We start from the raw sequence: 22,976 nt of genomic DNA, 5'->3' as shown, positions 1-22,976 counted from the left end.
CATGGTTGTAAGGTCAACTGTTTTTATTTAATTGATATCTCAAAAGCTTAACAATGTCACCACAACAATTTTAGCGCTTTTTAAATAAGCTGTGGCCTTCTATTATCTACTTTCACTCGCTTTGAATTTTTGAGACTATAGTGATCATTGTATATTTATAAATGGCATTAATAAGTTGAATAGCACTAACAAAAATAAAGCTAATAACGAAAAAAAGGGCTTATTCAAAAAAATTAGTACGCCACCTCATTATGAATCTTACAGTTGGGGAGCCAAGCATAGTTTAATTGCTAAAGTAGTATACTGGTGTATATATGTATTCCGCTTTACTTCGCTGTTACAGCTGCTCAAAGCATTACAACGCAATAAGTCTTCTAAAATAAATGATAGTAAAGAGCGAGTAGATATACATGCGCGCGATACCGAGTATTACTTATTAGCGGTATTTTCTTTTTCCGCTATTTTATATTTTTTAAAAAGTATGGCCTGGATTAACCTTGGCATATTCCAACCTATGTTTGCGCTAGAGGGATTACCCAATCTCATTTTAACTGTTTATCTTTGCTACTTTTTATTTGAATCAATTGTTTGGATATTCTATTACTTATTGTTTAGAATTTTGATTGAAAAGCATCTTTCTATTTTTAATGAAGCTGAATACTTTATTACCTTGCCCTTAGTACTCGCCACTCAGTTCTTTTTAATCGCTAGCATTATTGATGTTAATGTCAGTGAAGTGATTGCGACAATTTTGAACTTCCCGGCAATAACAAATGATATTTCTGCGAACTTTAAATTAACGCTGTCACTATTAGGCTATATGTATACGGTACTGATCATAGCGAATATTATTAACCTTATACCAGCCATTCCCGTTAGACGCAGACCAAATATTACAATAATAGGGGCGGGGGATGTTGTGCAAAAAAGAATGTTACCAGCCTTAAAAGATCGTGGTTTTTACTCAAACAAACAAATAGCAATAGCAAGCGATACTATTTGTCCGCAGTTTAAACAGGCATTAAATGATCAAGGCATTCGATATTTTGATGCCTCAGAAGCAGGGGAAGGCGGTAACACAACAAAAAAAATTGTCGACTATATTAAAAAGAGTTCATCTTATGCTGTTATCGCAACACCAACTGCTGAGCACATTACGTATATAGATGCTTTAAGCAAAGAGGGGATTGTTTTTGGTGTTGAAAAACCTATTGTAGGAAGTGAGTTAGAGCTAATGGCGCTAGCCGATAACGTTGATACAATAATGAGTAAAGGTTTCTTGTTTAGCTATTATTGGCTCGAAAAAGCGATAGCTCTCAATTACTTTCTATCGTTAAATCCTAACTATAATCGGTTCGTCAATATTTCAATCGTAAATGTAAATAATGAACCGCTTAATGAAAAAGTTGCACCAAGCACCTTAGCTTATATTCAAGGCTTGTTAGGTGAAGTAAAAAAAATAGACATTACTTTTCTTGAAGACATTGATAAACGTGATTGGGCACTAAAAAAAGAGACCGGTGGTTTTTACTACGAAACATTAGTACATCCGATCACTTTGCTTGCAAACATTCTAAAAACAGACGTTAACTTATCCGAATTAAAATCTGAATGGTATTTATTAGAAGATATACCTGAAATTGTGAAATGTTCAGCCGATGAATTAGGTGCTAGCTTAGTGCGTTTATCAGGTACTAGCTGTAATTGTGAAATCGATATACTGGCGGGAAAATTTACTCATAATAAAAAGCGATGTATGGATATAACGTATGAACATGGTTCAATCAACATGAACCTAGATACACTTGTTTGTACGATAGAGCTGACAGGTGAGAAAAAATACTCGAAAACTAAAATCGAAGTAAAATCTGAGTTTGGTGGTAGTTTCTTAGATACTTCTAAGGGATCACAATTTACTGAATTAAAGAATATAAAATACTCAGTGCAAATGACATTGTTTGATTTATTTATTAGCAATTCTGGAGATTGGGGTCACAAGCGTTTTGATGACTATCCGAATCAAGTTCATGTATTGAAAACAATGGCTGATTTTTTAAAAGACGATAAAAATTATTTTTATAAACCAACACTAATCAACAAAACAGTAATGGCAAATACTATCGCCAGTTTTAATCATCAAGAGAAGGTATAAGTTATTGCTATCACTGTATCCCGCTATTGAACCTTTTCATCATTATTACTTAAATGTGGCCAATATTGAATTAGGCGATGAAGAGGCAGCTGTTGAGCATCAGCTTTATGTTGAACAATGTGGAAATCCAACAGGTATTCCTGTGCTTTTTTTACACGGTGGCCCAGGCTCGGGTTGTAGAGCATCGCATCGATGTTTCTTTGATCCTAAGCTGTATCATATTATTTTGTTTGATCAACGAGGTTGTGGGCGCTCTCGACCTTATGGCGCTTTAGCACACAATACAACCGCTAACCTTATTCAAGATATAGAAGCGATACGCCAACACCTTAATATTGACCAGTGGCTAATTTTTGGTGGCTCTTGGGGCACGACACTTGGCTTACATTATGCGAAAAACTTTTCGCAATACGTATCTGGTTTAATACTACGTGGTGTTTTTTTGGGGCGCGCTGAAGATATTGATTGGGTGTATAGCGCAAATGGTGCGGCTAAAATCTTTCCTGATGCATGGAGTCATTTGGTGAAAGGTTTACCTTTAGAACAAGTAACAGAGCCTTTGTCAATGATATATCAGCAACTCACCAGTGATAATATTCAGACTTCAAACCGTATTTTTAGCAAATTAGAATACTGGGAAGCAAACCTTATCTATTGGCAAAACGTAGTTGATTTCAAAGAAAATAAAATAGCTGAAGACGACAAAGTCCCTTCAATTATTCAGTTATATTATTCAATAAACAAGTGCTTTATTAGTGATGAACCTTTACTTGAAAATATAAAAAGCATACGACATATACCGACAAAAATTATTCATGGTCGTTATGATATGGTATGTCCTCTGACGCAGGCGTGGCAATTAAAGCAACACTGGCCTGAAGCTGAATTATCAATTATTGAAATGGCCGGTCATGTTGCAAATGAAGCGAAAATCATTGATGCTTTAGTACAGGCAACTGACGATTTTGCAGCAAACAAATAAGGTTGTAAAAAGCACAATGGAAATTACATGTAGAAATATATACATATATAACAGCATAATTAACGGTATTTTCTAGTTTATGATATGTAGCTTTTAAGTGAATTTAACTCATTGTTTTTAAATATTATTTAAAGGGTGTGTAAAATTAAACAATCGATTTAAAAGTTACATTATGGAACAACTCATCCGTCATACGGTTTCATTTCCTTCTAAAGTATGATGTTTAATAAATGAAAATTAAATATAGTAAAAGGGTGCTTATGAATGCAATGTAAGCAAGAACATAAATTAATATCATCAACCAGCGAGGAATATATTATGTGGACTAAACCTAACTTTGAAGAAATGCGTTTAGGATTTGAAGTAACGCTTTACATCAGTAATCGTTAATTTGAGCAAGACGAATAAATTAATACAAAAAATTACCTCAGTATACTTTTGCTTAAAACCTGAGGTAATTAGTTATCACTAGTTAATTTCTAACTTCCCCTTTGTCTTGATTTCGAGGCACATATGAAAATTTTAGTTCTAGGCTCTGCTGCTGGCGGCGGGTTTCCTCAATGGAATTGTCACTGCGCAAATTGTAAAGGCTTACGCGATGGCAGCATTAAAGCAACGGCGCGTACACAATCATCTATTGCAGTTAGCCAAAATGGCAAAGACTGGGTATTGATCAATGCATCACCAGATATCCGTGAACAAATAAATCAATCTCCACAACTTTGGCCTGAAGAAGGCAGTCGTGGTACTAACATTCGTGCCGCAATATTAACTGACAGCCAAATAGACCACACCACAGGTTTGTTAACGTTGCGCGAAGGGTTACCGCTTGATGTTTACTGTAGTGATGTTGTTTATGAAGACTTATCAACGGCTTTTCCATTATTTAATTTGCTAGAGCATTGGCACGGTGGACTCAGCTTTAACAAAATTGATACTGAACAACGTGCACCATTTGGTGTTACCGGCGTTGAAGGCATCGAATTCCTTCCCGTTATTATTGAGTCAAATGCTCCACCTTATTCGCGTTATAGAGATAAAGTGGTTGACGGTAATAATATTGGTTTAAAAATTATTGATAAAAGTACCGGTAAATATTTATTCTACTTACCGGGAATTGTTGAAAGTACCGCTGAAGTTGAACGTATACTTTCAGAAGCTAGCTGTGTGCTTATTGATGGTACGCTATGGCTTGATGATGAAATGATTGCGCAAGGTGTTGGTACTAAATTAGGGTCAGAAATGGGACATATGCCAGTCAATGGTGATTATGGTACCGTCGCTTTATTGAATAAATTTACAATAGATCGAAAAATCCTAATACATATCAACAACACAAACCCTATTTTAAATGAAGAATCTCCTCAACATCAGTTTGTTTTAGACAATGGTGTAGAAATTGCCACAGATGGCATGGAAATAACGATTTAATTACACTTAAAGGATCCTTTTTATGCAAGCTTGGACCAGAGAGCAGTTTGAACAAAAACTTAAAGATAAAGGTCAGCTCTATCATATTAACCATCCTTTTCATATTGCGATGCACGAAGGTAAATGTAGTAAAGAAGAAATTCAAGGCTGGGTAGCAAATCGCTTTTATTATCAATTGAATATACCAATTAAAGATGCGGCAATTATGGCTAATTGCCGAGATATGGAAACTAGACGCTTATGGGTGCAACGTATTCTTGATCATGACGGCTGTATTGGTGATGAAGCCCTAGGAGGAATTGAAGCTTGGTTACGTTTAGGTGAAGCTGTAGGCTTAGACCGACAGGATTTATTAGATGAAAAATTTGTATTGCCAGGTGTTCGTTTCGCGGTCGATGCTTATGTGAATTTTGCCCGCAGCGCTAATTGGCAACAAGCTGCTTGTTCATCATTAACCGAAATGTTTGCACCTAAAATACATCAAAGCCGCCTTGATAGTTGGCCTCAAAATTACCCATGGATAAAACCTGACGGTTTACGTTATTTCCAAATGCGTTTATCGCAAGCGCGTCGTGATGTTAGTCATGGTTTACAAATAACCTTAGATTACTTTACTACCCGTGAAGCACAAGAAGAAGCGCTAAATATTCTGCAATTCAAACTGGATATTCTGTGGAGTATGCTAGATTCAATGAGTTTAGCTTATCAACAAGGCAGAGCTCCTTATCAAGACATACTTGGTCAAGAGGCAATTAATAACCCTATTTATCATAAAGGTATATTTAAGTGAGCACATTAACGATTACACCAACCATGACACCGTCACTTAATAGAATGTTCCGTTTCCAATGGGAAAAAGCACAAGATTGCTTCGTGTTATTATTTCCAGAAGGTATGGTTAAGCTTAACGGTGGTGCTGGCGAAATTATGCAGCTTATTGATGGGCAAAAAAATGTACAGGAAATTATCGATGTATTACATGCTAAATTTCCTGATGCGGGTAATTTAGCTACCGACGTGAATGAGTTTATCACTACCGCAATTGAGAAGAAGTGGCTTTATCATGACTAGCCAAGCAGTAACTGAGGCATTAAAAAAAGACACCAAGACACTTGTTGGACCTCCGCTTTGGTTACTAGCGGAATTAACCTATGATTGTCCATTGCATTGCCCTTACTGTTCAAATCCAACCCAATTAAGCGAAACTAAAAATGAGTTAACCACAGAGCAGTGGCAGAAAGTATTTAGTGAAGCAAGGGATATGGGAGCAGTACAGCTTGGCTTTTCTGGCGGTGAGCCATTGCTACGCAAAGACTTAGAAGCTTTAGTAAAGCAGGCGAGGGATTTAGGTTTTTACACTAACTTAATTACCTCTGGTATTGGGTTAACTGAAAAGCGCATCGCAAAACTAAAAAAAGCAGGCTTAGATCATATACAAATTAGTTTTCAAGGTGCTGATCCTGAATTAAACGATGCCATTGCCGGTCGTGGTAATGCCTACCAGCAAAAGTTTAATATGGCTAAATCGGTTAAAGCTCAAGGCTATCCTATGGTGCTTAACTTTGTTTTATCGAAACAAAATCTTGATCAAATTGAAGCTATTATGCGTTTAAGTTGTGAGCTAGAAGCTGATTATGTTGAGCTAGCCACTGCACAATATTATGGTTGGGCGTATGAAAACCGTGATCATTTATTACCTTCTCGAGAGCAATTAGTTGAAGCAGAACGTATTGTAAATGAATTCAGAGATCAGCAAGATGGTAGGGGACCGCACTTTATTTTTGTAACGCCTGACTATTTTGAAACTCGTCCAAAAGCGTGTATGAATGGTTGGGGATCAACCTTTTTAACCGTTACGCCTGACGGATCTGCGCTACCTTGTCATAGTGCAAAAATGTTGCCTCTGACTTTTCCAAATGTCAAAGATAAGTCTATCAACGATATATGGCAACAAGATTTTTCTTTTGATTATTTTCGTGGTGATGATTGGATGCCGCAACCATGTAAAGGGTGTGATGAAAAAGAGAAAGACTTTGGCGGGTGTCGTTGTCAGGCATTCATGATGACTGGTGATATGCATAAAACCGATCCTGTTTGTAGTAAATCGGAAGATCACCATTTAATTCAAGAGGCGATTGCCAGTGCAACTAGCCCATCAAACCCGATCGTTATGCGTGTAAATCAAAAAGCGATGAAGCATGCTGAAAATACACAATTAAATATTACACGTATAAAAATATGATGTTAGAAACGCTATTATCAGAAGATATTTATCGCCACAAAAACGGTTTAAAACATATAAATATTGTAGATAATAGCGGTTTTAGTGCGCTTTTTGTTGTAAATACCCCAATATTTGATAACAGCGGGGTTGCTCATGGCGTAGAGCATTTTGTGTTTCGTGGTAGTAAAGCTTTTCCTAAACCGGAAACTTTATTTCAATTACTCTCGTTAACCGATGTTAAAATCAATGCCTCGACATTAGCTCAAACCACTCATTTTCACTGTCAAAGTCAATGCCGAAATACGTTTAAGTTGGCTATAAATTATTTATTAAATGGTTTATTCAATCCCGTGTTTACCGATACTGATTTACAGTATGAAATTCATGATGGCGATGAAAAAGGGGTTATCTATCGAGAGTTATTAGGCGTAGAACAAGCAGAAAAAGGCAATAATAAAAACAGTGCTAAAAAAGACAAAAGCAGTGAGATTAGTTATGGGGGGATAAGTACGTCAATTGGTGAATTATCAATTAACGATTTAACTCATTTTCATCAACGTTTTTATCAAGCAGACAATATTACCTTAGTTACTGCGAACGCCGATGTTAAAGAAATTGCAAATATAGTCGCATCATTACCTAAGCCGTCTAGTGAATTAAACAAGGTAGCAATAGCATTAGAGGAATACAGTACCAATGCACATAATATTGATGCTAATGAGCAAGATAGCACCAAGTATTCTCCTGAGATTAACAAACTTATTACTCTGTATCACTCATGGTTGCAGGATCTTTATTATCAAGAAATTGACGATTACAAGGAAGTGGAGAGCTCGAGTAAGCAAGTATTGCTCAACAGTGATACTTCACTAACATCAGCGAGTCGCCATTTAATACCGGCACTTGCTATGCTATCTAGTAAGTTAGTAGCACAGAGGGATAAGACTTTTTTAGTTAATAGTGATGAAAAAGAATTCACTCATAAAACTGTGCTACCAAAGCTCTTTTCAAATTTATACCAAGAAGCAAAAATTCAATTAGAGAGTACGGTATTAAATCAGTCATCTGAGCACGTGTATGTAAATGATCAAAATAACGGATTATGGCTAGCAAAGATTAATGCAGAAGGTAAAATACTGGCTAATATTACCAGTTATATTATTAGCGCCTACCCAAAATTTTCAGCGCATCGCTACGAAGGGAATTGCTATGCGACCCAAGCATTAGTGATTGATAACTCTAAATACTTAGCAATATATAGTGCTTTTGATGTAACCCCGGATACCTATTTAGACAATATCGCTCAATGTTTACTGAGCCTCAGTCAAGATGATGCTTTTATTAGTATGAGCTTAGCACTTGCTAAAATTAAATATTGTCGGCTTTATCACGTTCAATATGACCAAGTGATGAGCATCACCTCTACTCAAATAGCTACTTATCTAAAAAATCACATCACGTAGTTAAATCTTGTCTTAGCGCATAACGATAAAATTTACCCTGTAGTAAAAATACCTTATTATTCAGCTGAAAAGCCAAATTTATTAAAACTGTAGAGGTAGTTATGTCGGAAAAAGTAATTCAGTTTGAACTGGAAAAGCACAACAAAAATAGTGTTCGTTATAAAGAAGTGCCAGAAAATGGGATGCCACCTGTTTTAGGATCAATCTACGTACAAAAATGGTTTGTGGGTGATAGTAAAAAAATTGAAGTGACCATTAAAACTGTAGATTAATTGTGAGTTGTTCACTTTTAGCAGTTAACTGTTAGTAGTTAAGTAGCAGTTAAGCCTTGTGAATACAAATTCTTAGCTCAATTGTTAAATTATTTTCGTGATTTATTTCATTCAGGAATTTTTCCTATATGAAGTCTCTCTTATGGTGACTAATATAATATCTTTATAATAATAAAGAGAATGAAACAAGATGACTCTCAAACCAACATTAATCAGTACGGCTATACTGTCGTCGTTATTATTAGTACCTTATACGACATATGCAGAAGATACTGCGACTGCTGAAATGGATAAATTGACAGTTACTGGCATTTTACCGGACAGACTTGAAGCTGTTGCAGGTTCATTTGATATTATTGATAAAGAATACCTTGAGTCACGCCGTCCATTATCCATCAATGAACAATTAAGAACCTTGCCAGGCATAATGGTAGTTCCTGATGGCAGCATGAGTTTTGATTTAAATATTGGTATTCGTGGCCAGAATCCTCGTCGAAGTGCGAAAGCGATGGTAATGGAAGATGGCATGCCACTTCAACTTGCGCCTTACACCGACCCTGTTAACCATTATGCGACACCTTCAACATCCGTTGTTCGAGTAGAGGTTGTTAAAGGTGCAGGACAAATTTTATATGGTCCGCAAACATTAGGTGGGGCTGTAAACTTTGTTACTAAAACTGCACCTCGTAATGGTGAAATTGAAGGCTCATTAACCTCTACCTTTGGTAATCAAGCCCTCCGAGGATTACATGCAAATGTTGGCTTTGGTAATGAAACCGGTGGCTTTATGTTGGATTTCTCACAAAGTAAGGGCGACGGTATTTTTGATGATAGCGGGTATGATGTTAAAGATTATCGCTTTAAAGGCGAATTAAAAATTACTGACGATCAAACAGTTGGCTTAAAAATAGTTCATACCAATGATCGTCGTAACCAAACTGAAAACTACTTAACTCAGGATGAATATGCGCGTGATCCTTATTCTCATCCAACGGTAGAGTTAGATCTGTGGGAACAAAGTCGTGATGTTATACAACTAACTCATAAAATTGAGGTTAATGATAAATTTACGATACAGTCTCAAGCTTATTACACTGATACTTTCCGTAATGGTTTACGTGCTAGTAATAGCGGTAGAGAGGTTAATGGTGAGTGGGAATCACGATTACGTAACTGTGATGCTGTGGGGGATATAAATGATGATGGTAATGTAACCGTATCGGATATTGGTGACACCGATATTAATGTTTGTGGTGGTCGTCATGCTCCGCGCCAATATTATACATGGGGAGCAGAAAGCAAAGCCGATTTTGAACATGACTTATTTGGCTTTGAAAATGATGCAATCTTTGGGCTTAGATACCATCAAGAGCAAGCGCATCGTGAGCAGGTGTATGCTGTTAATACCGCGCAACGCTTAGATTATGAATTGGCATTACTTGAAGGCGAAGATCGCGAAGGAACCACGCTTGATGCCTATGCATTATCTTATTTTGCCCAAAACACTACTTATATCGATAACTGGTCAATAACAGCGGGCTTTCGTGTTGAAGATGTACGTACCAGAGACAGTGATGACTTTTCTTCGAATCGTGTTTCAGACAGTTATACTGAGTTTCTTCCAAGCTTTGGCGTCGCTTGGAATGGTATAACGAAGACAACAATTTTTGCGGGTGTTCATCAAGGTATTTCACCATCACGTGCTGATCGAGAGCTTGATGCATCAGGTGCCCGTGCTGTACCTGAAGAAAGTACTTTGTTCGAATTAGGTATGAGAAGTAATTACGTTAAAGGTATTGTTATCTCTGGTGCTTTATTTCATAACGATATTGAAAATACTATCGTAGATAATGGTGCAACATTTGATAATAGCGGTAAAAGTGAACAACAAGGTATTGAACTAGCGACTCGAATTAATTTTGGTGAGATTTATAACTGGAACAATAATGTCTATCTATCCGGTTCATACACTAACTTATGGACTGCAGAATATACCAAAGCCTCAGATCCTGCTAATGATGGTAATCGTATGCAATATGCGCCAGAAAATTTGGCAAACCTTGACTTAGGTTATGAACATGTTAGTGGTGTTGAAGCACGTATTGGAGTACAGCATGTGAGTAGGCAATTTGCTGATGATGAAAATACACGCATTGAATCAGGAAATGGTATTGAGGGTATAATTCCTAGTTATACCATCTGGAATGCGACGGTTAATTACTATATCCCTAATACCGGTGTAACCTTGTTTGCTAGTGTAGAAAATTTGTTTGATAAAGAATATTTGGTGAGCCGAAATGAGGGTAAATTGGCTGGCCGTGAACGTCTATTTTTTGGTGGTATCACCTTCAATTTTTAGACGTAGTACTCTCTTTTGGTTAAAGTGGGGAATATAAGTACGGCAGAACATCGTCGTGCTTATATAACTCACCTAATCTTATCCAATAAATCATCTAATAACTCACCTAATATCTCATCTAACACCTAACTCGCATACCGCACATAATATATTAATCTATCCATTCATGTATGCTATTAAAGCTTACAATACTCGGAAAATTACTTGAAAGTACAATAGCGACATTTTTAATATATCTATTTTGTTAAGTGTCGAGCTACTTAGAATCTACCCTGATAGAGTTTTATTTTCTTTATTTTCAATCAACGTATTTTGATATTAATGTAGGTAGTTATATTATGTTGATAGTCTATAAGTTGTGTTTATAAGGCTTTTAATTGGTTTGTGTAGAAAATAATTTAGTCAACTTGCTATCAGTAAGGATGCTTGAATGTAATCATTATAGTGTTTAGTATTTGTGACTACTTATTTAAAAGGAAAAATACATGATTGGAATAATACTGTTTTCAATAGTTCTACTTTACTTTATCTATCGTGGCTATTGTCTTGGTTTAGGCTTAGTTATTGCTCGCATCGCGAGTTTAATTGGCGGTTATTTTATTGCGCTAAGTTTTGCAACCAAGGGGGCAGCACTGATCAGCGAAAAAACAGAGCTTCAAGGGCTAGTTGCTTACTTTGTTGCAGGCGTTGCAATATTTGTTATCAGTTGGATAGTCATTTCAATCACACTTAAAATACTCCTTAGCATTCTTGGTAAACTAACGGATGGAAAGTCAGAATTACCTTGGTTTGGTGCAATCGCTAATGGTTTGATAGGTGCTGGAGTCGGATTAGCCTTGGTTTGGTTCGTTAATATAGCGAATACAGCATTGAATAATGGCGAATTACCACAAAATAACCTAATCAATAATTTATCACAACAGTTTATGGGAGAGACTATTGATAGTGTGCTGGCTCAACAATTTCCAAAGACGCCGCAATTGGTTGGTGTCGCTTCATACGTTTTGAAAAATCCTGCTCGAGGAATACAAGATGGTTTATTTCTCGCTAATGATCCTGATGTTAAAACATTAGTGAACAGCAAGAAGATTAGCCGTATGGTAGAAGAAAGAGATGTGCTCGGTTTAATGACTGCGCATGAAATCAATACTGTTCTTGATAAAAAAACGGTACAGCGTATTTTAGCTGAAACGAATGTGTTGGGCGATGTTGATGTTACCGATAAAACAGCGGTAAAAATGAGACTTACTGAAGAGGTTATGACCACGTTGATTCGTGTCGAAGTTGTAAAACAGAACCCTCGTTTTAAACAACTTAGCAGTGATCCTGAGCTTACTCGCATGTTAAATAATGGTGATGTTGTTGGCTTGATGGCTAGCCCTAAGGCGAAAGAACTCGCACAAATTATTATGGACTCTGGCATTATCAAATAGAGCGCTATGATAAAAATATTAGTGAGAGTTTGTATTTTTCCTTTATTTATCAACTAGTATATGCCAGTAATACATATGAGGTTAATAGGCTTTAGTCACTGTAATGCACTAAAGCAAGCTTCAGGAGTTGATGATGAGAAGTCGTTGATGAAGGCTAGCATCATCGACTTTACTCTTTTTCTAGCCCTTGTTCTTTTAATTTTGCTTGCGCAATACGCCACTTTTGTAATTCAGCATAATAATGATCCCAAACACAAGGATTACAGGCTCCACCGCCACAACAATCATCATCTTGTGGTGCTGTAGGTTTTTCTAGTTGTTTTGTCATTTTTTACTCGTTGTTCATATTTATATCTTAATGATATATATTCAGTTTATGGTAAACATTTTACCGTAAGTTGCTAGGAAAAAAAAAGCTCTGCAAATGCAGAGCTTTAAGTATTCAGTATTCAAAAAAATCTTTAACCAAACTCAGAAAGTTTCTTTTCTAAATAGTGAATGTTGGCCCCACCATTTACGAAACCTTGATCATTTAATATATCTTGATGCAAAGTGATATTTGTTTTAATACCGTCTATTACAAGCTCTGAAAGTGCGTTACGCATACGTGCAATTGCTACGTCACGATTATCACCCCAAGTGATTAGTTTACCAATCATAGAGTCATAATGAGGAGGTACTGAGTAGTCAGCATAGATATGCGAATCCCAGCGAACACCTAAACCACCTGGTGGGTGAAAACGCGTAATTTTACCCGGAGAAGGGATAAAAGTACGAGGATCTTCAGCATTAATACGACATTCAATTGAATGACCTGAAATTTTAATATCTTCTTGCGTGTAAGATAATGGTTGTCCAGCAGCTACACGTAGTTGCTCTTTAATTAAATCTACACCTGTGATCATCTCGGTTACAGGATGTTCAACTTGAATACGTGTGTTCATTTCAATGAAATAGAACTCACCGTTTTCATATAAGAACTCGAAAGTACCAGCACCACGATAATTAATTTCAATACAAGCATTACAACAACGTTCGCCGATTTTTGCGCGCATTTCTGGTGTTATACCTGGGGCAGGTGCTTCTTCAACTACTTTTTGATGACGACGTTGCATTGAACAATCACGTTCACCTAAGTGAATAGCTGAACCTTGTCCGTCAGCCATGATTTGAATTTCAACATGACGTGGGTTTTCAAGGAATTTTTCCATGTAAACCATATCATTTTTAAAAATGGTACCAGCTTCTTTCTTTGTTAATGCAATAGATTCAATTAACTCTTCTTCGGTACGCACAACGCGCATACCACGACCACCACCACCACCAGCAGCTTTAACAATAACAGGGTAACCTATGCGCTTAGCATGGGCTTTGTTTACTGCATCGTCATCATTTAATGGACCGTCAGAACCAGGTACGCAAGGCACACCTGCAACTTTCATCGCTTTGATTGCAGCAACTTTATCACCCATAATTCGGATGCTTTCAGCTTTTGGGCCGATAAAGGCAAAACCTGATTTTTCAACTTGTTCAGCAAAGTCAGCATTTTCAGCTAAAAAACCGTAACCAGGATGAATAGCAACAGCATTAGTTACTTCTGCTGCGGTTATGATCGCAGGAATATTAAGGTAACTATCGGGAGCTGGAGCCTTACCAATACAGATGGTTTCATCTGCTAATAAGACGTGCTTCAAGTTTTTATCCGCAGTGGAATGTACAGCAACAGTTTTAATACCAAGCTCTTTACAAGCTCGTAATATTCTTAAGGCAATTTCGCCACGGTTGGCGATAACAACTTTATCTAACATGGAATGACCCTTTTTGGTTGGGCTTATTCAATGATGAATAGCGGTTGATCAAATTCAATAGCATCTTCATTGTCTGCTAGTATTTCTTTGATAACACCTGATTTATCAGCTTCGATTTGATTCATCATCTTCATTGCTTCAATAATACATAATGTATCACCAGCGTTAACATGTTGGCCTACTTCGGCAAAAGCAGGTGAATCTGGAGATGCTGAAGCGTAGAAAGTACCAACCATTGGAGAGCGAACAACATGGCCAGACAGTACTGGTGCTGCTGCCTCATTTGCAGGTGTTGCTACTGGTGCTGCAGCAGCTGGTGCTGTAATCGGTGCTGCTTGCATTACTGGTGCTGGAGCAGCTGTTACGGGAGCGCCGCGACATATACGAACCGATTCTTCTCCCTCAGAGATTTCTAATTCATTGATGCCTGACTCTTCTACTAACTCAATAAGTTTTTTGATCTTACGAATATCCATTACGTTACCTTATTTCAATTTGCTTTAATTAATATTAAGTTAGTTATTATAACTAACTATTATTTTGTTATTTACTACAGCTAACAACAGCTATTTAACGTTTTCTCAACCAAGCTTCTGCGGATTGTAGTGCATAACTATAGCCATCTGCACCTAAGCCACAAATCACCCCGGTTGCTACATCAGACAAATACGAATGATGTCTAAATTTTTCTCTTGCATGCACATTAGATAAGTGTACTTCGATAAAAGGTATATCTACTGACAATAAAGCATCACGAATAGCGACACTTGTATGTGTAAATGCTGCAGGGTTTATAATAATAAAATCTACTTTTTTATAAGCTTTATGTATTGCTTCTATAAGTAAGTGTTCAGCGTTAGATTGTAAGTGAGAAAGTTTAACTTCTTTCGCTAGTGCTTGTTTTGCTAATGCGTCAATTATTTCGTCTAATGTTTGTGCACCATAAATTTCAGGCTCACGTTTGCCTAACATATTTAAATTAGGTCCATTTAACACCAAAATCTCAAACTTAGTACTCATCTTCGCTAAAAACACCTTAAAGTTGATATTAGCCACAATAATTACATAAATTGATAATATTGTGAATAAAAAAACGTTTTTTTTTATTATTGACGATTATTATAGTGTTTTCGCAGAATATAGCAGCAAATTACTGGTCTTATCTCTTTGCCGATATAAAAAATGGTTATTTTTATAATTGTTTACTACACTGATAAGATAAATAGTGATAATTAAAACACTGTTTTTAAAGGGATAGTTAAAATAGTTAGGTAAGAAAAATAATACTTTGCGATTTTTATTTATTATTAGTAATAACAAAGTATTCCTTGTGTTAAACATGTGGTTTCTGATATCTTGTTGATGTATTTTGGATTTTATTTAGCATTTTCAAATAACTATAGGTTTTTTTATAGTTATTACCAATTACCGTGATTATTAAATCCCCCTACTTATTAGTTGGTAAATACTTAACAAATGTTTATTTTGAATATTGTTAGGTATAGAAGGATTGTATTATCAAAACACCTTACTTTTTATGCTTACTTATCTTTTTAGGTTGTCTTAGTGCAACGGCTTCGGCTGTTGAAGTTATTATACATCCTACTGTTAGCGAAACTACATTAACCACTTCGCAATTACGGCGTATTTATACTATGCGGCAAGTGCAATGGAATGACGCTCAAAGAATCACTGTTTTTGTTTTACCTCGTCAGCATGCGCTTCATTTACGTTTTAGTAAAGAGCGTCTACAAATGTTCCCTTATCAACTCGATCGCATATGGAATAAATTAACTTATTCTGGGTTAGGGGTCGCACCGATTACAGTTAATACGCCAGAAGAACTTCTAGAAGGAGTTAGAACGACACCTGGTGCAATTGGTTACGTAAAAGAAACTCAAGGAATGGAGGGTGTACATGTTGTTAAAATTACAAACTAAAGCGGTAAACTTAGCTATGAGAAGATTCTTTTTTGGCATATTAGTTACACTATGTGTATCTATATCTTCGGACAAGCTTTCTGCTCAAGATTTTCAATATCATGGCTTTGTTGCTCAAGGGATCATTGACGTTGAAAATAGTGATTTTGTTGAAGATGATGGCGCAGTATCATCTAAACTAACCGAAGTGGGATTTAATGCTTCTTATCAGCTAAATGATAATTTGCGGCTAGCAGGTCAAGTTGTCTATTTAAATGGTGGTAATAGATACGCTGAAGGTGTTCGTATCGATTACGCTTTGTTAGATTGGTCAATGTATAAAAGCTCAAGTTGGCAGGCTAATCTTTATTTAGGACGCTTTAAAAATAATCATTGGCTTTATTCTAGTTCTAGGGATATTCCATTTGCTCGTCCCAGTATTATTTTACCACAATCTGTTTATTTTGATGGTTTTCGAGATATTGCTGTTGGCGGAGATGGCGCGGCACTTAAAATCAGCCATAGTGATGATGACTATGGTAATTTTGATTTCAACCTGAGTTACGGTACTTCGAAAATTTCAGATAAGCAGGGTGAAATCATTTTAGGTGATAAAATTAAAGGCTCAATAGAGCAGGACTCTGATTTTCAAACCAGTTTATATTGGCAACCTAGCTTTTCTTCGTGGCGATTTGGGATATCTTATTTAGACTCAGTGTTTAATTATGATGCGACAGAATTTGGGGATTTATTTTTTGATGGCAAATTTTCTTTCAAATTTTATACTATCAATGCTTTATATGAAGGAGAACGTTGGGAGCTAAGTGGTGAAATTTATCAAGAAACTTTTGACTCTAAAGGATTTTATACCCCTACGTATAGTAAAGCTCCGATTGGACAAGGAATGTATATACAGTCCCGATATAAGGTAAATGATGAGCTAACTTTACTTGCTCGCTATGAAAACTTTTATAATGATCGAGATGATAAAAATGGGAAAGCAATGTCTGAGGAATATGACGGCCTTATTCCTGCTTATTTTGGGTATCATAGAGATACCGTCATTGGTTTGTCATACGATTTTTCTAGTAATTTACGACTAAGGTTAGAATACCACTGGTTTCAAGGAGGTGGTAGACTTACTCCTGTTGTTTTACCTAATCCACAAGTGAATGATGCAGAAAACTGGGAGCTTGGTGCTGTGCAGTTGATGTATTGGTTCTAATTGAGACGTTATTGATGATGAAAAAGTTTATTAGTGTCCCAACGAAATTATTAATATTAATAGTATCAACACTATTAATATTAGCTGTCGGGTTTTCAGCATTATCTTTATCTCGACTACAAGACGACTATAAACAATTTCATCAAGATACTTTAGCGCAAGGTAAAGTGCAGTTTGCTTTGCACAGTGATATTCTTCGTTCAAAAATGAACGTTTGGCTTGAATCATTCTCTGAAATTACCAAGTTTTCACAACAGCAAGACTTCACTATTTTTGCTGAACAACTTGCCAATCAATTCGATGGTTTACAGTTAAACCTAAATATAGAAAATATTTGGTTGGTTGATGCCAATAAAAATTCACTATTTGAAACCTCTGCTATGCCTGAGTTTGCATACGATAATATTGACCGCGTTTTAAGGCTTCAAAGTCCTAATCATCAAGTACTATGTCAACAACAATGTTATTTATTACTCAGCGTTCCTTTATTGAATAACCATGGTGATGTATTAGTTATTACTATGACTGCGAGTCTAGTTGATATGCTTTATGCAATTAATACTTCGCTAAATAGTGAAGTGGCTGTAGTGAGTTTCTCTTCAGAATCAGGTGAAGTGAATAACGAAGTTAATGTCATTTCATCATCTAATATGCCGTTAACTCAATCTCTTCTTGCAGTTAACGACGAAATGAACATTGACTTAGTCATTAAAGATGGTTTGAAAATAGAGCAGTACGGTAAAAGCTATTTGGTTAACTTTCTCCCATTAGCTAATGATAATAAAAGAGAATTTTATCTGTCCCTAATAGATGATGTTACGCTTTTTGAAGAAAAAAATGCTCAATATAGGCTACAGTTTTTAATGTCGCTCAGTGGTATCTTTATGGTACTGGGGTTATTTCTTTATGGCCTCGCTCGGTTGTTTACGAAACGCTTATTACACTTGTCAAGTGCACTTCCTTTACTCGCCAATAAAAAGTTTGATCAATTTAGAGAGATTAAATTAAAAAGACCAATGTTATTTTCTGATGAACTCGATATTTTAAGTGACTCTGCTTTAGAGCTAAGCTATGAGTTAGAGCAATTAAATATTGAGGTGGAACAAAAAACCAAAGAGTTAGAAAATATTGCGATGTATGATTTACTCACTGGTTTACCTAATCGTAATATGCTGAATTATCAATTACGTAAATCAATCGCTAATATTGGTCGTTACCCTGGTGGGGTTGCTGTTTTATTTTTAGATTTAGATGATTTTAAAAAAGTAAATGATAGCAATGGTCATACCGAAGGCGATAAGTTGTTAATTCAAGCGGCTGATCGTGTACGTTTAAGTGTTGGTAAAATGGATTTAGCCTGCCGCTTTGGTGGTGATGAATTTGTGGTGGTGCTAGGGGGCTTAAATTCAGTAAATGAAGCGATTAATATTGCAGAGCAATTACTTGCAGAATTTAAAGAGCCTATAAAGCTTGGCTCAAGTATTTTTTATGTGTCAACAAGTATCGGTATTTCCTATACAGAGTCGAGTAGTGAAAAAGCAGAAGATTTAATTGCTCATGCAGATATTGCCATGTATGAAGCAAAAGACAATGGCGGTAGTCAATTCCATATTTATCACCAAGAAATGTTTCAGCGGGTTGCTCACAGGGTTATGCTTGAAGGAGAAGTTCGTCAAGCACTTGCTAAACAACAGTTTACGTTAAGTTTACAACCGCAATTAAGGGCAATAGATAATAAAATATATGGCTTTGAAGCATTACTACGTTGGAAGCACCCTGAGCGAGGTATGGTTTCACCCGAAGACTTTATTCCTATTTTAGAAAACTCTCAGCACATGATTGAATTAGGTTATTGGATTATTCATCGTTGTTTTGAGTTAGCGATAATGATTAAAAAGCAAGGGTTAACGGATGTTAAAATTGCTATTAATTTATCAGCTGGGCAATTTATTGATATCAATTTGCCGAACTATTTACAAAGCTTATTGGATGAATTCTCCTTATCTGCGGATAGTTTTGAACTAGAGTTAACAGAGCAAACGTTAGTAAAAGATATAGAGCACACCATTGTGATGATGGATAGTTTGAAAGAGATGGGGTTCAGCTTTGCCATTGATGATTTTGGTACAGGGTATTCGTCATTAGCGTATATTAAAAAAATGCCAATTGACGTTATTAAAATTGATAAAAGTTTTGTTTTTGGCATGTTAGAAAATCATGCTGATTATCAAATTATTATGTCGACTATTGCGATGGTGAAAAATTTAGGCTTAACGGTTATTGCTGAAGGTGTAGAAACAGCGGCTCAATTACGAAGCTTAACGGAAAATGAATGTGATCTAATTCAAGGTTATTATTTTTCGAAACCCGTGCCAGAAATAGATTTGATAGAATTTATTCAAGAATATACTCATAATGGTTACTGGAAAACTCAAGTGGGAAAAACCTGATAAGTATAACAGAAATGTAAATGTTAGCTTTCATCCACCAGTATCTGACTGGTAGATGATATTTACGTTGATGTATATGCTACTGCTAAAATATAGTATTGATATGCTCACTAAATTTGTCAGCCTTCATAAAGCCAGTTACACGTTGTAGGCTTAATTCTTTTCCGTTTAAATCAAAAAATAAAATTGATGGTAAACCAAATACATTGAAGTGATCCATTAATTCTATATTTTGCGGCAAGCTTGTTTCGGTTAAATCAACTTGTAGTAAAAGTGAGTTAGCAAGTGCCTGTTGTACTTTTTTATCTGGAAAAGTATATTCCTCAAATTCTTTACAAGCAACACACCAATCTGCATATAAATCTAACATGACTGTTTTACCTTGGCTATTAGCCAGGGCAATAACTTCTGTTAATTCTTTCAAGGTAGTTACTTGGGTAAAATGTTGAATTTGGCTCTCTTGATTCGTTATTATTGATTGTCCGTTGTTGCTTGAATTATTGTTAACTACATTGCCATTTGATGTAACGTTATTAGGAGTAAATAATTGATAGAGCATATTAGCTCCCCAAAATAGCATTAGAAAAATGATTAATGAACGCAAGCCAAAGGCAAAGCTCTTAGCGGTTTTCTCTGTTGACTGTGAAGCCGTATTGATGTTGGCCACATATAAATAAGTAGCTGAGCTTAATATCAATATTGCCCATAGCGCATCACTGGCAACTTGGGGAATAAAGCGCTCTAATAAAAATATTGGAACAGCGAGTAATAATAGGCCGAAAATATTTTTTATAATATTCATCCAGGCACCAGCTTTAGGCAATAGTTTCCCCCCCGAACTACCTAACACTAATAATGGTAATCCCATGCCTAAACTTAGCGCATACAAGGCGGAAGCGCCTAATACCACATCACCTGTTTGTGAAATATATAATAAAGCACCGGTTAAAGGTGCGGTGGTACAAGGGGAAGCAACCAAGCCTGAAATGACACCCATCATTATAACACCTGTAACTGACCCGCCTTTTTGTTTATTACTTAAACTATTTAAATAATTTTGCCAACTAGCAGGTAGGGCTAAGTTGAACAAGCCAAACATGGATAAGGCTAAAAAGATAAACAAAATACTAAGGGCAATTAACACATAAGGATGTTGAAAAATAGCTTGGAATTGCGCGCCAGCAAGTGCAACGACTACACCGAGCAAGGTATAAGTAACGGCCATACCTTGCACGTAAAAGAACGATAACGTAAATGCTTTCTTGGTAGTTAAAGGTGTTGAATTATTATTACCAGCACCAACAATAATGCCCGTTAATATAGGGTACATTGGAAATACGCAAGGCGTAAATGACAATAAAAGCCCACCTAAAAAGAAAGCAACTAGCGTTAATAGTAAGCTCCCTTGCTTTAACATATCAGCGAGTTGGTGTTGTTCACTAACCATTGAGGTTTCTGGTTTTTGTGTTGAAGACGTTTCAGTTGCATCACTATGTAAAGCTGATAATACAGCAGCAGATGTGTTTTTGTTGGTTTGTTCTAATACTTGATCTAGTGAAATTTGTTTTTTTGTTGGAGGGTAACATAATCCCTTGTCAGCACAGCCTTGATAGCTAACTGTAATAACAGCGTTTTTGTCAGCTTGCTCGATATTAAGTGTTAAATTTAAAGCGGTTTTATAAATTTGTTGCACACCAAAAAATTCATCTTCATGCTCTATACCTTGTGGTAAATCTATTTCAGCTATGCGGGCTGTATCACTCGTAAATTTAAATTGATGGCGATAAAGGTAATAGCCTTCGCTGATATCAAAGTTAATATGCAGTAAATTCTCATCTTGATCAAAGTTAAAAACAAAGGCTTGATCTACCCTTAAAAACTCATTGTCATTACTAAATAATGATGGTCCAGATGTGTCAAAAATAGATTGCTGTGCATTACTAACTGCAGAACTTAAACCTAGCAGTAGAGCAAATAATATAATAAATGTTCTAGCAAAAAAGTTTAAAAATGATGATGGATTTTTCATTAGTACTACTTTAATTTTCACTGATCCAGTTTAAATAGTGCTTATTGCCTTGCTGGATATTCAAAGCAATCACTTCAATTACATTCTCTTAGCTACATTGTAGGGATGCAGCTTATTAATTCGAGTATTTAATTGTATCAAATTATCACTTTCAGTTTTTATTAATAGCTGCAGTTTTTTATACAGTAACTTTTTTTGATTAATGATGTCGCAACTATAAGGCATCATTTGCTCAGCTATAGGTTCGTTAGCGGTAATAGCGCCTCTTATTAGTTAGATATATCTAAACCTAAAGCACACCACAAGATAACATCGGTTTCTTAAAAAAAAGTTAACAATATCCGTGATAAGTAAAGTAAAAGCCATTTACGCTTGAAAAAGACCCGTTTAGCCCAATATATCTTACAAAGAAAACAGGAGTCTTTATGTTTCGCTTATTATTTGCGCTATTTATTATTATACCTATTATTGAAATCACAGTGTTAATGCAGGTTGGGGAGCTAATTGGCGCTTGGCCAACCATTGCTATTGTGATCCTTAGTGCCTGGCTTGGCGCTAAATATGTACGTCATCAAGGCTTAGCTACTTTACAATCAGTACAAACTAAAATGGCAGAAGGAGAGATGCCTTCAGGCGAAATAGTGACTGCTTTAGTTTTACTAATAGCCGGTATACTGTTGGTGACACCAGGTTTTGTTACTGATATTTTTGGTTTACTTCTACTGATACCTAATGTCCGTCAGGCTTTAGCTAGCAAAGTACAAAAGCATATTAAAACTAGTCAAGGTAATGGGTTTGGTGCAAATGCACATTTTCATTCTTCTACCTTCACGCAAGAAAATGGTCATATTTATGAAAATGAAGTTGATATAACGGTCGATAGCGACACTGTCTTCACGCAGAACAAAGCTATTTCTTCTGATAAAAATCATCATCAAGGCGAAACTCTAGAAGGTGACTTTAAGCGAAAAGACTAGTAACCCAGGTAATATACCTTTTTGTCATGGTTATATTGATAGATTTCTTCGTTGAATTTATGTTGATCAATTGTTTATTGAGAGGGACATGTTCTTAGCATTTACATGAATAATCTGACCATATAACTAATCGAACATTAAATTAATATTTTTCAATCAGTTAAAGTTTTTAAAAACAGAGTTAAAGTTAAATAATCAAAAAAATACAGTAAAGACTTGTGAAGTATTTTTTTAACCCCATTAATTACACAC

At 36.0% G+C, this 22,976-nt stretch carries 20 protein-coding genes; 15 read left to right on the top strand and 5 right to left on the bottom strand.

Annotation, left to right across the window (positions count from 1 at the left end):
- Positions 1 to 175: 175 nt before the first annotated feature.
- The 11 genes from KO509_RS05285 (at position 176) to KO509_RS05235 (ending at position 12,316) form a co-directional block, all read left to right on the top strand.
- Entirely contained in the window at positions 176 to 2,152 is a 1,977-nt protein-coding gene (locus KO509_RS05285; RefSeq protein WP_215972233.1) for a hypothetical protein, read from the top strand.
- A gap of 4 nt (positions 2,153 to 2,156) precedes the next feature.
- Positions 2,157 to 3,134 carry a prolyl aminopeptidase gene (pip, locus tag KO509_RS05280; protein WP_215972232.1) on the top strand — a complete coding sequence of 326 codons (978 nt, stop codon included), beginning with the start codon at positions 2,157 to 2,159 and terminating at the stop codon, positions 3,132 to 3,134.
- A gap of 318 nt (positions 3,135 to 3,452) precedes the next feature.
- On the top strand, positions 3,453 to 3,524 hold the full coding sequence (pqqA, locus tag KO509_RS18190; RefSeq protein ID WP_118056096.1) for a pyrroloquinoline quinone precursor peptide PqqA: 72 nt from the start codon (positions 3,453 to 3,455) through the stop codon (positions 3,522 to 3,524).
- Positions 3,525 to 3,647: 123 nt separating this feature from the next.
- On the top strand, positions 3,648 to 4,565 hold the full coding sequence (gene pqqB / locus KO509_RS05270) for a pyrroloquinoline quinone biosynthesis protein PqqB (protein ID WP_215972231.1): 918 nt from the start codon (positions 3,648 to 3,650) through the stop codon (positions 4,563 to 4,565).
- 22 nt (positions 4,566 to 4,587) lie between these two features.
- Positions 4,588 to 5,355 carry a pyrroloquinoline-quinone synthase PqqC gene (gene pqqC, locus KO509_RS05265; protein ID WP_215972230.1) on the top strand — a complete coding sequence of 256 codons (768 nt, stop codon included), beginning with the start codon at positions 4,588 to 4,590 and terminating at the stop codon, positions 5,353 to 5,355.
- Positions 5,352 to 5,636 carry a pyrroloquinoline quinone biosynthesis peptide chaperone PqqD gene (gene pqqD, locus KO509_RS05260; RefSeq protein WP_303495275.1) on the top strand — a complete coding sequence of 95 codons (285 nt, stop codon included), beginning with the start codon at positions 5,352 to 5,354 and terminating at the stop codon, positions 5,634 to 5,636. Before pqqC ends, pqqD begins: the two co-directional genes overlap by 4 nt.
- On the top strand, positions 5,629 to 6,807 hold the full coding sequence (pqqE, locus tag KO509_RS05255; RefSeq protein WP_215972229.1) for a pyrroloquinoline quinone biosynthesis protein PqqE: 1,179 nt from the start codon (positions 5,629 to 5,631) through the stop codon (positions 6,805 to 6,807). Before pqqD ends, pqqE begins: the two co-directional genes overlap by 8 nt.
- Entirely contained in the window at positions 6,804 to 8,252 is a 1,449-nt protein-coding gene (locus KO509_RS05250; protein ID WP_215972228.1) for an insulinase family protein, read from the top strand. The genes pqqE and KO509_RS05250 overlap by 4 nt, the downstream gene beginning before the upstream one ends.
- Positions 8,253 to 8,353: 101 nt before the next feature.
- Positions 8,354 to 8,524: a hypothetical protein gene (locus KO509_RS05245; protein WP_201294525.1), complete on the top strand. Its 171-nt coding sequence runs from the start codon at positions 8,354 to 8,356 to the stop codon at positions 8,522 to 8,524.
- A 190-nt stretch (positions 8,525 to 8,714) separates the two neighbouring features.
- The gene (locus KO509_RS05240) at positions 8,715 to 10,883 is read left to right on the top strand and encodes a TonB-dependent receptor (protein WP_215972227.1); all 2,169 of its coding nucleotides are present in this window, start codon (positions 8,715 to 8,717) and stop codon (positions 10,881 to 10,883) included.
- A gap of 485 nt (positions 10,884 to 11,368) precedes the next feature.
- Positions 11,369 to 12,316: a CvpA family protein gene (locus tag KO509_RS05235; RefSeq protein ID WP_215972226.1), complete on the top strand. Its 948-nt coding sequence runs from the start codon at positions 11,369 to 11,371 to the stop codon at positions 12,314 to 12,316.
- A 169-nt stretch (positions 12,317 to 12,485) separates the two neighbouring features.
- On the opposite strand, the gene KO509_RS05230 is transcribed toward KO509_RS05235, so the two are convergent.
- From KO509_RS05230 to aroQ, 4 genes are all read right to left on the bottom strand, one after another.
- Positions 12,486 to 12,644 carry an oxidoreductase-like domain-containing protein gene (locus KO509_RS05230; RefSeq protein WP_215972225.1) on the bottom strand — a complete coding sequence of 53 codons (159 nt, stop codon included), beginning with the start codon at positions 12,642 to 12,644 and terminating at the stop codon, positions 12,486 to 12,488.
- 133 nt (positions 12,645 to 12,777) lie between these two features.
- Positions 12,778 to 14,124 carry an acetyl-CoA carboxylase biotin carboxylase subunit gene (gene accC / locus KO509_RS05225; protein WP_215972224.1) on the bottom strand — a complete coding sequence of 449 codons (1,347 nt, stop codon included), beginning with the start codon at positions 14,122 to 14,124 and terminating at the stop codon, positions 12,778 to 12,780.
- Positions 14,125 to 14,147: 23 nt separating this feature from the next.
- Positions 14,148 to 14,600: an acetyl-CoA carboxylase biotin carboxyl carrier protein gene (gene accB, locus KO509_RS05220; protein ID WP_215972223.1), complete on the bottom strand. Its 453-nt coding sequence runs from the start codon at positions 14,598 to 14,600 to the stop codon at positions 14,148 to 14,150.
- Between the two features lie 94 nt (positions 14,601 to 14,694).
- Entirely contained in the window at positions 14,695 to 15,144 is a 450-nt protein-coding gene (gene aroQ / locus KO509_RS05215) for a type II 3-dehydroquinate dehydratase (RefSeq protein WP_215972222.1), read from the bottom strand.
- A 635-nt stretch (positions 15,145 to 15,779) separates the two neighbouring features.
- Between aroQ and KO509_RS05210 the strand changes: the two genes are divergently transcribed.
- The 3 genes from KO509_RS05210 to KO509_RS05200 are packed head-to-tail and all read left to right on the top strand — an operon-like array spanning position 15,780 to position 19,718.
- Entirely contained in the window at positions 15,780 to 16,064 is a 285-nt protein-coding gene (locus tag KO509_RS05210) for a hypothetical protein (protein ID WP_252727398.1), read from the top strand.
- Positions 16,042 to 17,268 (top strand): hypothetical protein, encoded by a 1,227-nt coding sequence (locus KO509_RS05205; protein ID WP_215972221.1) that lies wholly within the window; start codon positions 16,042 to 16,044, stop codon positions 17,266 to 17,268. Before KO509_RS05210 ends, KO509_RS05205 begins: the two co-directional genes overlap by 23 nt.
- 14 nt (positions 17,269 to 17,282) lie before the next feature.
- Positions 17,283 to 19,718 (top strand): EAL domain-containing protein, encoded by a 2,436-nt coding sequence (locus tag KO509_RS05200; protein ID WP_215972220.1) that lies wholly within the window; start codon positions 17,283 to 17,285, stop codon positions 19,716 to 19,718.
- Positions 19,719 to 19,803: 85 nt separating this feature from the next.
- On the opposite strand, the gene KO509_RS05195 is transcribed toward KO509_RS05200, so the two are convergent.
- Positions 19,804 to 21,747 carry a protein-disulfide reductase DsbD gene (locus KO509_RS05195; protein ID WP_215972219.1) on the bottom strand — a complete coding sequence of 648 codons (1,944 nt, stop codon included), beginning with the start codon at positions 21,745 to 21,747 and terminating at the stop codon, positions 19,804 to 19,806.
- Between the two features lie 425 nt (positions 21,748 to 22,172).
- On the opposite strand from KO509_RS05195, the gene KO509_RS05185 reads away from it, so the two are divergent.
- The gene (locus KO509_RS05185; protein ID WP_215972218.1) at positions 22,173 to 22,724 is read left to right on the top strand and encodes an FxsA family protein; all 552 of its coding nucleotides are present in this window, start codon (positions 22,173 to 22,175) and stop codon (positions 22,722 to 22,724) included.
- The last annotated feature ends 252 nt before the right edge of the window (positions 22,725 to 22,976 follow it).

Origin of the sequence: Colwellia sp. C2M11 (assembly GCF_018860915.1) — a bacterium.
Taxonomy (GTDB): domain Bacteria; phylum Pseudomonadota; class Gammaproteobacteria; order Enterobacterales; family Alteromonadaceae; genus Colwellia.
This window is presented reverse-complemented; position numbering and strand designations above follow the sequence as displayed.

What these genes read in the sequence shown, in the direction of transcription:
- KO509_RS05185 (WP_215972218.1), top strand. Translation starts at nt 22,173, where the DNA reads ATGTTTCGCTTATTATTTGCGCTATTTATTATTATACCTATTATTGAA.
- KO509_RS05210 (WP_252727398.1), top strand. Translation starts at nt 15,780, where the DNA reads ATGCGGCAAGTGCAATGGAATGACGCTCAAAGAATCACTGTTTTTGTT.
- aroQ (WP_215972222.1), bottom strand. Translation starts at nt 15,144, where the DNA reads ATGAGTACTAAGTTTGAGATTTTGGTGTTAAATGGACCTAATTTAAAT.
- KO509_RS05250 (WP_215972228.1), top strand. Translation starts at nt 6,804, where the DNA reads ATGATGTTAGAAACGCTATTATCAGAAGATATTTATCGCCACAAAAAC.
- KO509_RS05205 (WP_215972221.1), top strand. Translation starts at nt 16,042, where the DNA reads ATGTTGTTAAAATTACAAACTAAAGCGGTAAACTTAGCTATGAGAAGA.
- KO509_RS05195 (WP_215972219.1), bottom strand. Translation starts at nt 21,747, where the DNA reads ATGAAAAATCCATCATCATTTTTAAACTTTTTTGCTAGAACATTTATT.
- pqqE (WP_215972229.1), top strand. Translation starts at nt 5,629, where the DNA reads ATGACTAGCCAAGCAGTAACTGAGGCATTAAAAAAAGACACCAAGACA.
- KO509_RS05200 (WP_215972220.1), top strand. Translation starts at nt 17,283, where the DNA reads ATGATGAAAAAGTTTATTAGTGTCCCAACGAAATTATTAATATTAATA.
- KO509_RS05230 (WP_215972225.1), bottom strand. Translation starts at nt 12,644, where the DNA reads ATGACAAAACAACTAGAAAAACCTACAGCACCACAAGATGATGATTGT.
- accB (WP_215972223.1), bottom strand. Translation starts at nt 14,600, where the DNA reads ATGGATATTCGTAAGATCAAAAAACTTATTGAGTTAGTAGAAGAGTCA.
- KO509_RS05240 (WP_215972227.1), top strand. Translation starts at nt 8,715, where the DNA reads ATGACTCTCAAACCAACATTAATCAGTACGGCTATACTGTCGTCGTTA.
- KO509_RS05235 (WP_215972226.1), top strand. Translation starts at nt 11,369, where the DNA reads ATGATTGGAATAATACTGTTTTCAATAGTTCTACTTTACTTTATCTAT.
- pqqB (WP_215972231.1), top strand. Translation starts at nt 3,648, where the DNA reads ATGAAAATTTTAGTTCTAGGCTCTGCTGCTGGCGGCGGGTTTCCTCAA.
- pqqC (WP_215972230.1), top strand. Translation starts at nt 4,588, where the DNA reads ATGCAAGCTTGGACCAGAGAGCAGTTTGAACAAAAACTTAAAGATAAA.
- KO509_RS05245 (WP_201294525.1), top strand. Translation starts at nt 8,354, where the DNA reads ATGTCGGAAAAAGTAATTCAGTTTGAACTGGAAAAGCACAACAAAAAT.
- accC (WP_215972224.1), bottom strand. Translation starts at nt 14,124, where the DNA reads ATGTTAGATAAAGTTGTTATCGCCAACCGTGGCGAAATTGCCTTAAGA.